Annotated in this window: 12 protein-coding genes and 1 tRNA gene; 4 read left to right on the forward strand and 9 right to left on the reverse strand. The window is 65.0% G+C overall.

All coding sequences use genetic code 11. The features are described 5' to 3' along the window. On the forward strand, positions 1–241 hold a 241-nt coding region (locus P4L93_04260; GenBank protein MDR3686154.1), incomplete at its 5' end, for a Ku protein. Positions 242–250: 9 nt separating this feature from the next. Continuing rightward, entirely contained in the window at positions 251–2,818 is a 2,568-nt protein-coding gene (gene ligD / locus P4L93_04265; GenBank protein ID MDR3686155.1) for a DNA ligase D, read from the forward strand. An 83-nt stretch (positions 2,819–2,901) separates the two neighbouring features. Here the strand turns inward: ligD and P4L93_04270 are convergent, their stop codons facing one another. The 6 genes from P4L93_04270 to P4L93_04295 all read right to left on the reverse strand — a co-directional run bounded on the left by P4L93_04270 (position 2,902) and on the right by P4L93_04295 (position 6,204). Further along, positions 2,902–3,132 (reverse strand): hypothetical protein, encoded by a 231-nt coding sequence (locus tag P4L93_04270; protein ID MDR3686156.1) that lies wholly within the window; start codon positions 3,130–3,132, stop codon positions 2,902–2,904. Then, a complete protein-coding gene (locus tag P4L93_04275) occupies positions 3,125–3,592 on the reverse strand; it encodes a hypothetical protein (GenBank protein ID MDR3686157.1) in 468 nt (155 codons plus the stop codon). The genes P4L93_04270 and P4L93_04275 overlap by 8 nt, the downstream gene beginning before the upstream one ends. Before the next feature lie 172 nt (positions 3,593–3,764). Then, a complete protein-coding gene (gene tadA, locus P4L93_04280; protein ID MDR3686158.1) occupies positions 3,765–4,256 on the reverse strand; it encodes a tRNA adenosine(34) deaminase TadA in 492 nt (163 codons plus the stop codon). Positions 4,257–4,364: 108 nt separating this feature from the next. Beyond that, on the reverse strand, positions 4,365–5,378 hold the full coding sequence (locus P4L93_04285; protein MDR3686159.1) for a diguanylate cyclase: 1,014 nt from the start codon (positions 5,376–5,378) through the stop codon (positions 4,365–4,367). A gap of 97 nt (positions 5,379–5,475) precedes the next feature. Further along, positions 5,476–5,754 (reverse strand): heavy-metal-associated domain-containing protein, encoded by a 279-nt coding sequence (locus tag P4L93_04290; protein ID MDR3686160.1) that lies wholly within the window; start codon positions 5,752–5,754, stop codon positions 5,476–5,478. A 48-nt stretch (positions 5,755–5,802) separates the two neighbouring features. Continuing rightward, positions 5,803–6,204 (reverse strand): hypothetical protein, encoded by a 402-nt coding sequence (locus tag P4L93_04295; GenBank protein ID MDR3686161.1) that lies wholly within the window; start codon positions 6,202–6,204, stop codon positions 5,803–5,805. Positions 6,205–6,398: 194 nt separating this feature from the next. Between P4L93_04295 and P4L93_04300 the strand changes: the two genes are divergently transcribed. Further along, a tRNA-Ser gene (locus P4L93_04300) sits at positions 6,399–6,488 on the forward strand. A gap of 126 nt (positions 6,489–6,614) precedes the next feature. Here P4L93_04300 and P4L93_04305 read toward each other — a convergent pair. Continuing rightward, complete coding sequence (locus P4L93_04305) at positions 6,615–8,819, reverse strand: leucine-rich repeat domain-containing protein (GenBank protein ID MDR3686162.1); 2,205 nt, start codon at positions 8,817–8,819, stop codon at positions 6,615–6,617. 403 nt (positions 8,820–9,222) lie between these two features. On the opposite strand from P4L93_04305, the gene P4L93_04310 reads away from it, so the two are divergent. Further along, entirely contained in the window at positions 9,223–10,890 is a 1,668-nt protein-coding gene (locus tag P4L93_04310; protein ID MDR3686163.1) for a polysaccharide deacetylase family protein, read from the forward strand. A gap of 101 nt (positions 10,891–10,991) precedes the next feature. On the opposite strand, the gene P4L93_04315 is transcribed toward P4L93_04310, so the two are convergent. Next, a complete protein-coding gene (locus P4L93_04315; protein ID MDR3686164.1) occupies positions 10,992–12,971 on the reverse strand; it encodes a hypothetical protein in 1,980 nt (659 codons plus the stop codon). A 233-nt stretch (positions 12,972–13,204) separates the two neighbouring features. After that, the coding region (locus P4L93_04320) for a hypothetical protein (protein ID MDR3686165.1) at positions 13,205–14,291 on the reverse strand (1,087 nt) is incomplete at its 5' end.

Genomic DNA, 14,291 nt, shown 5'->3' on the forward strand with positions numbered 1-14,291 from the left:
CGCGGCGCAGTTGGTCGCGACCATCGAGACCGACTGGGACCCGTCGCGCTACCGCGACACGTACCACGAGGACCTGCTCGCGCTCATCACGCGCAAGGCCGAGGGCGAGACCATCGTCGCGCCCGAGCCAGCCGCGCCAACGGCCGAGGTCGTCGACATCATGGACCTGCTCAAGAGGAGCGTCGAAGAGGCCCGCCGAGCCAAGGCCAGCGACGCCGCTGGCGCCCAAGCCGCAGGCTAGGGCCAGCCGATGCCACTCGAGGAGTACCGCGCCAAGCGCGACTTCAGCCACACCCCCGAACCCGCAAGCGGCGAGCCCACGGGCGGCGAGGCGCTGAGCTTCGTCGTGCAGAAGCACGCCGCCCGCGCGCTGCACTACGACTTCCGGCTCGAACTCGACGGCGTCTTGATGTCGTGGGCCGTGCCCAAAGGCCCGTCGCTGGACACCCACGACAAGCGGCTTGCCGTTCACGTTGAGGACCACCCGCTGGACTACGGCGGCTTCGAGGGCACGATTCCCGCCGGCGAGTACGGTGCCGGGACGGTCGTCGTGTGGGACCGGGGCACCTGGGAGCCGCAGGGCGACCCGCACGCGGGTCTGGCGAAAGGCGACTTCAAGTTCGCGCTTCACGGAGAGAAGCTGCGTGGCCTGTGGGTGCTCGTGCGGCTCAAGCCACGCCCGGGCGAGAAGCGCGACAACTGGCTGCTGATCAAAGAGAAAGACGAGTTCGTGAGGCCGCGCGAACAGTACGACGTTCTCGCCGAGGAGCCGGACAGCGTGCTTGGCGCGTCGGAGGACGGCGGGGGGAGCGGGAAGGCTCCCTTTCCTTCGACCGTCGATCTGCAGCTGGCTACGCTGGTGGACTCGCCGCCTGAGGGCGAAGAGTGGATCGCGGAGGTCAAGTACGACGGCTATCGCGTCGCGCTCACCCTTGAGGGCGGGCGCGGGCGGGCGTTCACCCGCAGCCACGCCGAGTGGAGCGAGCGCTTCTCCGGACTGACGCGCGCCATGACCGGGCTCCCGGCCGACTCGGCGGTCATCGACGGAGAGGCGGTCGTCTTCGACGGTGACGGCGTCTCGCGCTTCGGCTTGCTGCAAAAGGCGCTGGGACCTCATCCCGAGAAGGTGGCGTACTCGGCGTTCGACCTGCTCTACCTCAACGGCTACGACCTTCGCCACCTCCCTCTCACCCAGCGCAAGGAACTCCTCAAGACCCTACTGGCCGAGCAACCCGCAACCTCTCCCGTTCGCTACGCAGACCATCTCGTCGGCGGCGGTGGGGAGTTCTACCGGCATGCGTGCCTCGCCGACCTTGAGGGCATCGTGTGCAAGCGTGCTGACAGCCGGTACACGCCGGGTCGCGGCCGCGAGTGGGTCAAGATCAAGTGTCGCCAATCGCAAGAGCTGGTTGTGGGTGGCTTCACCGAGGGAGTAGGTTCCCGCGCGGCCTTAGGCTCGGTCCTCGTCGGCACCTACGACGACGGGCGGCTCGTCTACGCGGGCCGAGTCGGCAGCGGCCTGGACGAAGCGACGGTCGCTTCGCTCCGCGCGCGCCTCGACGCGCTCGAAGTCGCCGAATCCCCGTTTGATCCCGCGCCACATATCACGGGCCACGTCGTACACTTCACGCGCCCCGAAGTCGTAATCGAAGCCGCGTTCCGCGAGTGGACGACCGAAGGAGTCCTGCGACAGCCTGTCTTCCTCGGCATCCGCGAGGACAAAGCGCCGCGAGAAGTACTCCACGAGCGGCCGGAAGCCGAGGTCGTCCTCGAAGGCCCACAGCCCAGTGACGATAGCGCGGGCGACACCGGGGGGGCCAGCGGGGATGCTCGCAGGGCCAAGACCACGGAGCGGGCCGCGACGATTGCCCGAGAACCCGTCCCCGCAGGCCCCCCCGGTGTCGCCCGCGCGGACGTGATCGGCGGCGCGATCTTGGGCGTGAAGATCACGAATCCGGACAAGACGCTCTTCCCCGACTCGCCGGCTTTCACGAAGCTCGATTTCGCGAGCTACTACGCCGCGATTGCACCACTCATGCTGCCCGAGGTCGGCGACCGATTGCTGACGCTGTTGCGCTGCCCGACCGGGCACGGCCGAGGCTGCTTCTACCAGCGCCACCCGGACTCGGGCCTCTCTACGCACATTCACCGCCTCAAGCACGCAATCAAGCACAATGAGTTTGAGTTTCTCTACGTTGACTCGGCCGAGGGGTTGGTCGCGCTCGCGCAGATGGGTGCGGGCGAGGTCCACACGTGGCTGTCGCGCATCGACGCGCCCACTCGGCCGGACCGCATCTGCTTCGATCTCGATCCCGGTCCCGACGTCGAATGGCCGCAGATTCGCGCGGCTGCGCTGATGGTACGCGACGAGTGCGAGGCGCTCGGATTCTCGGCGTTTCTGAAGTCGACCGGAAGCAAGGGGCTTCACGTAGTGCTGCCTGTTGAACCGGTATGGGAGTTCGAGCGCGTTCGCGCGTTTTCCAAGGCGATCGTCGACCGGCTCGTCGGGCGCCACCCCGAGACGCTCGTGGGCAAGATGGCGAAGGACGCTCGGGGCGGGCGCATCTTCTTCGACTACCTGCGAAACGCCGAAGGAGCGAGCGCCGTAGCGCCCTACTCGACGCGCATGAAGCCCGGGCCCTCCTGCGCCGTGCCACTGGCGTGGGACGAGCTGACCGACGCACTCGACATTCGATCGTTCACGCCCGCGCGGGTGCTTCAAAGAGCTGCAGGCGGCGTCGACCCGTGGAGTGAGATCGCGGACGCAGCGATCGGAACCAAAGTCCTGCAAGCCGCCGAGAAGTCGCTTGAGAAGTGAGAGCCGTCTGGCGCTACGCGTGATCCTCACCGTGCGCCATCGGCTGCGCCCCGGCCGCACCCCGTCTCGCAGCGGCAGCGCCGCTAGCTGAGTTCGCGCACCTTGCGCGCAGCCGCGTCGGCCATGTCTTGGCCCACAACGAGGCGCAGCGCGCTGACGAGGTTGTCGGCGATCGACTCCAGGTCGCAGCGCTCGAGGGTCTCGGGCGTCTTGCCGATGCGCTTGCTCTCCACGTCGACGGAGACAGCCGCCAGCACCGTCCCAATCACGGGGCGAAGCGTCTCCTCGACTCTCTGTGCTAGGAGGTTAGGCACGGTCGTCCTCGGCTGGGGCGGGAGGTGCAACGACATCGATTACTGGAGGAGCGCTCGTGACCTCGACCAAGTAGTGCTTCATTCCAGAACGAACGGTCCAGAAGTACGCAGCGAGCAGCACCATCGCAACAATCACCAGCACCTCGCTCGCCAGCTGCGTCTGGTCTAGGGTCAGATCGACGACGAAGTTGGTGCCCCACTCGGCAAGCGCCGAGGCAGCAAGGCAGATCACGGCGAGGACCACGAGGCCGATGCGCTCGGCAACGGCACCGCCGAGGGCCAGCTTGCGTACTCCGAGCGCCTCGACTAGCAAGATCACTGCGACCAGCAGGCCCAAGAGGCTGAGCACGATGTGTACGCCGAAGGCGGCCGGCGTGAAGCGGCCAGCAGCAAAAGCCTGGCCGGGAATCGCGAATACGGCCAGCGCGACGGGAGCAAGTACTCGCGCAACACGCCTCATGTGAGCTTCCTTCTTGAAAGATGGCGAAGCGCTGGGGCGGCGCAGCCAACGCGTTCACGCCCAACGAGGGTGTTATCGGCATCCCAAGCGGCTGCTTCAACCTATGTTGTGCCTACATTGTGACGCACGTCACAAGCGGAATGTGAGGAATCCCCGCTTACCAACCGGTCATCTACCCGCGTTCGTCACGAAGGCGCCGGAAGAAGGCGCGCAGCAGTTCCGCCGATTCGTCGACCAGCACTCCCGCAGTGACCTCGAAGCGGTGGTTCAGCCGATCGTCGCTGCTGAGGTCGTAGAGCGTGCCCAAGGCACCGGCCTTGGGGTCTGGAGCTGCGTAGACACACCGCGCGATGCGCGCCTGGTGCATGAGCCCCGCGCACATGGGGCACGGCTCGAGCGTGACGTAGACCGTGCAGTCCGAGAGCCGCCAACGCTCGAGCTTCTGCGAGGCCTCACGAATCGCGAGAAACTCCGCGTGCCCGGCTGGATCGTGGTCGACCTCGCGCCGATTGTGCCCCGCCGAGACCACCGCACCATCGCACACGACGACCGCGCCGATCGGCACTTCACCAATCTGCTCGGCGAGCCGGGCCTCGGCAAGCGCCATTGCCATGTAGACGTCGTCGTTGTGCACGGAACTCCTCACGGACAGTGGGCACGCCACGCGCGCCTGACGCTCAGTCTAGCGAATGGGGGTACGTCGCGAAGGCGGGAACGCTGGCGGCCTGCAGGGTGGCGCCCTCGGCCGCAGGCACTGGCCGAGAAAACGCCGCTAGCCGAGTTCGATGGCGCCGAGGGCCTGCCCGGCGGCCACGAGCTCGACGAGCTGCTTCTCGGCCGCCGAGAACGCCTCGGCGGCGTCGCAGCAAGCGCCGGGGAGTGGCGGCATCGTGACGACGCTCGCCACCGAGCGAAGCGGCTCGGTGCCGCAGACGGGTCCGGCGCCCTCGTGTGCGACTGCCTGCGCGATCGCCCGCATGGTCGAAACGGCCGCAGTCGACCCCGTTCCCGGCATTACGACCGCTAGGCGACTGCCCTCGGGCCGTACGAGCAGGTCGGTGAGTCGCAGCAGCGACGTGACCACCGACACGACGCGCAACAGAGTGCGGTCGCCGAGTGCGGGATCGAGATCGTAGGCCGACTGCAGGCCGGCAATCTGGATCAGCGCAAGCGAGATCGGCCCGCCGTCGCGGGCGGGATTCGCACACAGGTCCTCGATAGCTTGCTCTGCAACTGCGCTCAGGGGTAGACCGGTCTCGGCGTCATGGATATCGGCGCCCAGCGCCTCCGCTGTAGAGTCTGCCGTGTTTCGCAACAGCGCGATGTGAGGCGCCAGCACCCAGGAGCGGCGAGCCTCCATCGCTGACGCGAGCAACGCAACGTGCTTCTCGTACTGGTCGCGGCGAAGATTTCCCTCGCGTGGATCACTCTCAGCGACTAGCTGCGCGAACACGGGGTCTAGCGCATAGAACTCGAGCGAAGCGGCGAGCGCGAGGCGGTCCTCATCCGAGAATGCGGCCGTGTCCGAGGCCAGCATCTCTCGAAGCGTGGCCACAATTGCGCGCATGTAGGCGGTGACATGCGTGCCAGTGTCGATGTCGGTGAGCTGTCCCGCAACGATGCGGTCCTCGACATCGCGCCACCAGCGGACGTGGTGCATCTCGTCGGCCCGCATCGCGGCGAAGAGCGCGCGTAACTCGTCATCCTTGGTGGTCTCGGCAAACACGCCGTACAGATCGATTGCGAGCGTCTCGAGATCAACGCATGCTGCGAGCAGTTCGCGCATAGCAGAACTCCTCTAGGTCCCCGGAACCCGTCGGTACCCACGTTAGCGGAGTTCACGCCCCGCACCAAACGTATGCGCAAACCGACGGCGTTGGGAGCTATGCAGACGGAGACGCCTCGGAGCGAGCCGCACGACGCTGTTCGCGGCGATGCAGCGAGCTTGGGCGAATGAGCTTCGCGTCGTAACCCGTCGAACGCATCGCTTTGACGATGGTCCGCGGACCGATCTTGTGCTCGTCGTAGAGCACCGACACGATGCCCAGCGAGCGAACCGCGACGACGTCGGCAACGCCGGCGAGCATGCGCAGCACAGCTTCGAGCAGAGAAGCATCGCTCTCGCTGGCGAGACTGGTGGTGTTGATGTGGATGGCTTGCATGGCGACTCCTCGGCGAACTGCGGCACGATCGTGTCGCAAGCGGATGGGCTAGGTGCACTCATCCGGGCCGGGCTGTCCACGCGTCCGCGAGCACGCGCCTGAGTACTCGAGCCACCACGCGCCGGCCTGCGATGGATTCGAACCAGCACTCGCCTCGGCAAGCCCAACACTTTGGGCGCCGAGCACACTGGCGATACCGGCGGCCGTGGCGATCGCACTACCAGTTCGCTTGCTCGATGCCGCCGTCTTGTGGCCGAGCAGATCCTGCGTCGCGACTCGAGCTGCGGGCAGATGAGCCGCGTGAACCGTCGCTCCGCCAAGATTGGGGGGCGCTGCGACTGCGGCGCCCGCAGCCGGCCCGAGAATCGCGGCAGAGGCGACCGCCGCCGAGGCCGCGAACAGTGCGAAGCCGGCAACAACGCGGTTGCAGCGCTTCTGACTCTTCGCCATGTGCGGCCTCCTCTCGGCGGATTCTCGGCTGGCTCCTTGGCCAGCAGACTAGCTAACTGGTCTGACATCCAGATTCCCCGGAAACGGTGTGACCGGCATCGTCCCAACGTGGCGATTCCATGTACTACTTGTGACGTACGCCATGGCGGCGAGTTGCCCGAACAGGCGGTATACTCTCCCCTGCTGCGCCGTGTGGAGGGGTGGCAGAGTGGTTGAATGCCCTGGTCTTGAAAACCAGTAGGCGCGCAAGCGTCTCGTGGGTTCGAATCCCACCCCCTCCGCCATCGCACCCCCCTTGACCAGCGGCTCCTCAGTTCGTGTCGGCAGCGGCGTACAACACATCGGGCGCGCAACCGGGGCCCCGGCATCTGCCGGGGCCCCGTCATGTCACCTTGCCCGCGTGCTTGGCGCTACTTGACGACAACCTTCTGCTTGGGTGTCAGGCCTGCGCCGTCGAACGCCGTCGCCGCCGCGCTCCAGCGGTAGTAGGTCGTGCCCTTCTTCTTGGCCGAGAACGCCTTGGACGCCTTGCCCGAGGTGCTTGTCGCCAGCCTGTAGAGGTTCGACCACTTCTTGCCGTTGGAGCTCTTCTGCAGCCACACTGCCACGCCGGCGACAGCCCCGCGTGGGTCTGAGAGCGTCACCGCAAGCGTGAACTTGGCAACGCCCTTCTTGCGCTTGTAAGACAGCGCCGAACTGCTCGGCGAGCGCTTCATGGTCAGAGACAGCCGCTGTGGGGTGAGTACCGCATCGACGGTAGTAGTGCTCTCGTGGACGGAGAAGGTCGAACTGGAGCTGTAGAAGTAGGGCGCCGAGACCGTCGCCGTCTGCTCGCCCGCGGCCACGCTTGGAATCGAGTACGTGCCGTCAGCTGTGGTGCCTCCGGTTGGCCCCGAACTGAGCGTCACCGTCGCTCCGGGCAGCACGCCGCCGCCGAGCTCGCGCACGGTTCCGGTTATAGCCCCAACATTCTGCGGCAGCCATGTGACGCCCGTACCATGGGCGAGCCACCAGTCAATCGTCTGGCTCGCCGCCGAGCCAGGCTCTAGATCGAGCCAGTTGTAACGGATGTCGACATACCCGAATGGCACGCCGTGCAGCGACGAGATATCGCTGATCTGGTTGCCGTTGAGTCCCAGGTACGAGAGGTTGGTCAGGCCCTCCAGCGGCGTGGGGTCAGTTATCCGGTTGTAGCTCACGTCGAGGTTCGTGAGGCTGGCGTTGAGGCTGGCCAGCGGCGTGAGGTCGCTGATCTCGTTGTAGGGGAGCACCGCACTCGAAAGATGAGTGAGGCTGCCCAACGGCGTAATCGTGGTGATCTCGTTCCCCCAGAGGTCGAGCCACGTTATGTTGGCCGCATTCTCAAGGCCGTCCAATCGCTTGATGCCGTACCCCTCGAGTTGGAGCCCTGTGATTGTGGCGAGGTCCGACGAACGTATCTCCTCGGGCATGGGCTTGCCAATCATGGCGCGAATGGCCGCGTCCAGACCGGGGTCAGGGAAGGTGACGAACGGGCTCGAGGCTGAGGCGTCGAATACCTGCCAGTTCGAACCGTCCTTGCCCGCCCACACTACGTGGTCGCCGGAGACCTCCGGCCACGTCAAGCCGCCCACCGAGGCACTGAGCGTCGTCGCCTCAGACTCGCCAATCTTCTGCGTGAAGACCCGGCCGCTGCCGTACCAGACGATGCGGTCGCCCGAGACCTGGGGGTTTTGGTCGTCGTTGTATGTGCCGTACGTGAGCTGCGTCACGGAGATATCTCCGGACTTCCACGTGTAGATGTGCCATGCCACCCCGTCGTAGCCCTGCCACACCACCCGGTCGCCCGAGACCTGTGGATTCGAGTTGTTCAGCACAGGGGACGCCAGCAGTGTCGCCGAGGTGTCGCCGGCCGCCCACGTGTAAATCTGGCTCTGTGACCCGTTTGAGCCTGTCCACACCGCGCGGTCGCCCGAGACCTCGGGGGCCTGACCATTCCCCGTCACGCTCGTGAGCATCGACGGGGCGAAGTCCCCCGACTTCCACGTGTAGATCTGATCGTGCGCGCCGTCCCAGCCTTCCCAGGCCACGCGGTCGCCCGAGACCGCCTGGTTGCTGCTGCTCGAGGCGCTTGTCGTAAGCGTCGTGGCCGAAGAATCTCCGACCTCCCACGTATAGGTCTGACTGTGCGTGGCGTCGGTGTAGCCCTGCCATACCACGCGATCGCCCGAGACCTGTGGGACGAGGTGGAGGTGTGCCCCTGTCGTGAGCGTCGTCGGCAAGGAATCGCCGACCTTCCACGTGCAGATCTGGGTGATGTTGGGGTCGACCTCGGTATCCCACACGACTCGATCACCGGATACGGCCGGCCCCTCGCTGTCACGTGGAGCGGACGTGAGCGTCGTCGGCGCGGAGTCCCCGGTCTTCCACGTATAGATCTGCAGGTTCGCGCCGTCCGAGCCGTACCACGCTACCCGGTCGCCCGAGACCCACGGATCCTGATTCGGGTTGTCTCCCGATGTGAGTTGGTTCACGGTCCAGCCGGGAGGTGCGGCAAACGCGTGGACGGCGGTCGCGCAACACAGAAGTAGCACAGCGGCTGCGATGGCGAATGAAGCGATGCGCTTCGTTCTCATGACATCAGCTTCCCCTCACTGAGTGCTGAGGGAGACAAGAGGTACGGAGTCGAGACTGCGTCGCGTGCGTGACGCCTGGTGCCCCCCAAGGCGAATGGCGCTAATACGAATATGTACCCGCATTGCCTCTCGTGTCTTGTGGCGCTTGCCGCATCGCAGGACTCGAATCCCACACGTTCGCACGGGCACAAAGCCGCCCCCTATCGGCCCCGGTCGGCGTCTGTGCTTGCTCCGCCCCGGACGCGGGAATGCAAGAATGTCGTGTGTTTTACGTACATCGGAGGGCGTACGGATGACCCGCCGAGGGCTACTTCGAGCCATCTCATGCGTGCTAGTGATCGTCCTGTTGCAGCTGTACCTCGCTGCAGTGGCGACTGCCGCGCCTTTGAAGGCGCGCCCTCAGATGGCGCTGGGGTTCGATGACGCACCTCAGGCATCCGGGCCGCTACTGCTCATACTGCAACAGAAGGGCGTCAAGGCCACCTTCTTCATGATCGGCGAGCTCGTTGACGCGGATCCGACGCAAGCGCTCTCGATCGCCTCGGCGGGGATGCTCATCGGCAACCACTCCTACGACCACCCACACTTCGTCGACGCGACGGCCGACGAGATCTACGCCAACCTCCTGCACGCGCAGATCTCCATTCAAGCAGCAACCGGCGTCACTCCCCATTGGTATCGCTCGCCGTTCTTGGACTACAACAGCGCGTACGACACGGTGCTCCCGGAACTTGGACTGCAGATCTCGTGGCCGACGATCAATCCCAAAGACTGGAACGGCACCGCGCCCCAGGACATCATCAACCTCGTTCGCGACCAGGAGGCCGCCGGAGGCGTGGTCGAGCTTCACGACCAGAGTGACGCCACCAACACTGTCGAAGCGCTCCCCGGGCTTATCGACGGGCTGCGCGCGGATGGGTTCGACCTCGTGACGCTCGACGATATCGGGTTCGGTGCGATTGAAGGCGCCGCGACGCAAGTGGATGGCTCGGCCGTGAGTGGAGCGCTCGTGACCGCGTACGACTCCAACGGCAGCCCAGTTGCGACCGCCTCAACCGGAGTGGGTGGCGGGTACCGAATCGCTCGGCTGGCGGCGGGGCCGTACCGCATCGGCTTCTCGGCAGTAGGTCACTTGATGCGGTTCTACGGCGGTGCCAGCGATCTGGCACACGCCACGCCCGTAGCAGTGAGCGCTGACTACACGATCGCGGGAGCAGGCGTTGCGCTCCCAGTTATCGACACGACGCCGCCCTCGACCTCGATCTCGCCGTCGCTTCCGGCCGGCTGGGTCAACCACTCCGTGTCAGTCAGCATGGTCGCTACCGATGGGCCGCTCGGCTCTGGGGTGTCCGCGACGCACTATCGGCTCAACGGCTCGCCGGCCGCGACGTACACCGCCCCGGTAGTTGTCGCCGCCGAGGGCACAAGCACGCTCGAGTACTGGTCGGACGATGTCTCGGGCAATGTCGAGACGCATGCGCTCGCCGACGTGCGAATCGACAAGACCCCGCCGCGCCTGTCTCTGAGCGCCGGTGGCTCCTTTGTGGGCGCGGCCACAATCGAAGCGAGCGCAAGCGACTCGCTCTCCGGCCTTGCCGACGTGAAGATGGGGCTGGACGCAGGTCCGCTGGCGAACACATCGCATCTCGTCGCCAGCGGCGTCGGTGCGCACACGATTCACGCGCGCGCCTATGACCTCGCCGGCAACCAGCAGGACGCAAGCGTCGCGGTCACCATCCTCGCACCGCCTACCCCCGTGACTCGCAACACGACCACGAAGCTCGTAGTTCCGACGACCGTGAGGGGAACCAGGGCGTTCAAGATTTCGGGCACGGTGTCCCCAGCCGAGGCGCCCGGCACCATCTCGATCAAGGTCACGCGTTTTCGCGCCGGCAGGTGGCGAAACTGGGCCACAGCCAGGGTCGCAATCTCGGGCGGACGTTTCTCCTACTGGTTCAAGCCTCGGTACAAAGGCAGCTGGCACTTCATCGCGTCGTACTCGGGCCGCGTCGTTGGCCTGACGACGTACCGGGGCTCGTCGAGCGGGACCAAGCGCGTCGCAGTGAAGTGACCATCACTCGGCGTTCAGTTCTGAATCGAAGCTTCGCCATCGATGGTCAGGCCGTCGCCACCACGCGTGGGTCGCGGGTCCGCAGCGTCACAGCCAAGTGCCTACCGCAGACGAATGCGGGATCCAATCGCGACAGACACGCCCTTCTTGGCATCCCGATACTGCACGTAGACGTACTTGTATCCCTTCTTGGCCGTGCCCCCGTACTTCTTGCTAGTTAGAGACCATCGCGTACTGGTTCGCCGATAGGTCTTCCAAGTGGTCCACTTCCTGCCGTTGTCCGAGAACCGCATGCTACTCACTTTGGCCAGAGGATCGCTCGCGTACAGGTAGAGCGTCACGTACGCGGAGTGCGTAGTCTTGGCCCCGCGGTTGATCTTGATCGTTCCTCTGGGCCGCGCCATGAGGCTGCCCACGAAATACGAAGCGTGATTCACAGTGAAGGTGGCTCTGCCGTTGGCGACTGGCACCTGCGTCTCGTTGGCCCACGCCGTACCCGACTCCTCGAGCGACTGGATCTGCAACCAGTAACCGTCCAACGCGTCACCGACGAACAGTGAGACCGTCACGCCGCGACTGAATGAGAGATCAAGGCCCGGGATGCCCAATCTGAGCGTCGCAACCGGGTTTCCTGCCAGATCTGTCGTCGGCGTACTCCCGTCCACCGAGAACTCCGAGCCCGTCATCTTGTAGAAGGCAAACTCGCCCCCTCCTTGTCGCGTTACTACGGTGTCTGCTGGGAAAGTCACGAGCGTGTGAGTGGTCGCGATGCTCCAGTCCCGCTCGATTGTCACCTGCTGCGCCAACGCGGTGTTTACTACCGTGACGCCTTTGGAGCCTGGAAGGAGCCCGTTGATGTCGTCTGCATGCAGCTCCCGGGTGTTGCCGAGCTTGTCGGTTAGGAACATGTCCCAGACAACCCAGACGCCCTCCTTCGCCCCTTGGGGCAGAACCACCGACGCTTGGTAGATGCCGTCCATATCCGTCCCAGAAACGCGCTTGAGATTGAAGGTCGTGTACTGCGAACCGATGAGCGGTTGTAGGTACAGCACGGAGCTGTAGGGTCCGTCCCACGCCGTACTGACACCAGCCTGTGTGTCGGTGAGTTCCACGGTGAGTGTCAGTGTCTGGGGCTGCGAGTCCGTGTCGATCGTTTGCGGGCTGATATCGAACGAAGTAATCAGCGGCGCGGTCGAGTCCGAATGGGTTGCCGTGTTGTTCACGTTTGCGGCACCCGCTCCGAACGAGCTGTTCAAGTCTGCGGCCGTGAGTTCCTTCGTGTTCTGCAGCTTATCGATAAGGTACAAGTCCCAGACGGTCCAGACGCCCTGTGTGGCACCGCGCCGCAGTACGGCTGTCGCCTCGTACTGCCCGTTTCGGTCATCCCCGGAGACCCGCTTCAGTAGGAGGGTGACGTACTGGCTACCAGATGGCGCTTTTAGGTAGAGCACCGTGTTGTACTTGCCATCACCGACGGTGCTCACGCCAGATTGGTTGTCGGTGAGCGTCATCTTGACCGTGACGGTCTGATCCTGCGACTCCGTGTTGACCGTCTGCGGCGTGAGACTGAAGGCCGTGATATTGGGCGCGACGGAGTCATCGTCGGCGGCGGTGTTAGTCACGTTCGCGACGCCCGCACCGAACTTGGCCTCCAAGTCCGCCTTCCTTAGATCCCGGGTGTTCCCGACCTTGTCGATGACGAAGAAGTCCCACACAGTCCAGACGCCTTTCGTACTGCCCCGTGGAAGAACCATCGTGGCCTGATAGACCCCATTGAGCTGGGTTCCCGAGACCCGCGTCGGCAGGGCAGTCACGTACTGCGTGCCTGAAGGAGCCTTGAGGTAGAACACCGTGTTGTAGCCGCCGTCGTTGGCTGTGCTCACCCCGGACTGGTCATCGGTGAGCGTCACCGTCAGCGTGATCGTCTGGTCCTGCGACTCGGTGTTGACCGACTGCGGAGTGAGACTGAAGGCTGTGACACTGGGTGGTGTCTGGTCCTGGGCCGCAAGGGCGGCAGACGGCCCGAGAGCGGCACCCGCTAGTGCCACGGCCAGCGCGCAAGCAAGTATGCAGCGCTTCATACGGCAATCCCCCATTCACAATCGCCGTTGTCCTTCGTGCGCGTTCTCTGTCCTCCTACCCGCCTCTGGCAATCAGAGAACGTCGGATGCCTGAGATTCGACTCACCTCGCAGAACGACTGCGAGCACCGTCGACGTGAACCAAACGAGTCAGGACGCACAAGGGGACGGGCATCGCTGCCCGTCCCCCATCGTGCGCTGACTCGAAGTTCTCGAGCTCAGTTGTACCTAGAACTACTTGAGCTTCGGATCGTGCGCATCACCCGTGTGCTCGAGGCCACTGGCGCCAGATCCAGCGCAAGCAAGGCAATCGGCCTCAGTCCAGTTGGCGCCGCCAGTTGTCAGCGTGTGCTGATCGACGGTGCTGAGCGGACCCATACCACGCGGGGTGAGATTGGTGCCGACCGTCGGCGTCATCAGGCGCGCGTTCGGATCCAGATACGGAGCCGGGTCTGCGACCGACGTGGCCGTCTGGGTCACGCCGCCGATGGTCACGGTGTACGTGCCGTTGTAGCTGTTGACCAGCAGGCGCGGACGCGTCCAGCCGTGCGGAAGGCCGATGTGGCAGCTGACGCAGTCGGCAGCACCATTGTTCAGGTCCCAGTGGTGGCTAGCGTGCGCCGTGTTGCTGTCGTTGCCGATGCCCGTGGCGTTCGTGAAGGTGAACCCATGGCTACCAGAGGAGTAGTTCCCGACCGCGTACGCGTTGTTGAAGTCGAAGAGCTTGTGGCACTTCGAGCAGATAACGGCGTTCGCGGTGCCGGGCTGACCAGCGTCGGCAAGACCCTGGGCGGCCATGCTGGTGACTATGGAGGCGGGGCTCAGCGCTCCGGTGAAGGCCGGGATACGCGGGTTGACCCCTACCTGGCTCGCGCTGTAGCTAGGAGTACCCGTGCGCACTGCGATACCGCTCATCGTGTAGTGCGAGTTGACCGCCATGTCATACGGCGCGGGGTAGTTCGGGTCGATGCCCCAGTTCTGGGCAGCACCATGAGGACCAGCGGCGTTCAGGCCGGTGTGGCAGTCCTGGCAGGTGATAATCGAGTTCCAGCCTACCGCCGTATTTGCGCCCGCGGGGGCGTCGACGGTGGCGCTCGGGTCCTGCGACCAGAACACGTTGGTCGTCGGCAGTGACCAAGTGCTGGTCACGACCGCCGAGGAGGTGTCCTTGAGCGTGACGCCCTGGCTACCATCGAACTTGGACTTGGCACCGAAGCCGTTGAAGCTGGTGGTGTTGTGACCAGAAGCGGTGGCGGTGTTGGTGTCAAAGCCGTGCGCGGCGTGTACACCGGCGTGGCAGTCGACGCACGACTTGGCCGAA

It is taken from the genome of Coriobacteriia bacterium (assembly GCA_031292615.1).
GTDB lineage: Bacteria > Actinomycetota > Coriobacteriia > Anaerosomatales > JAAXUF01 > JARLGT01.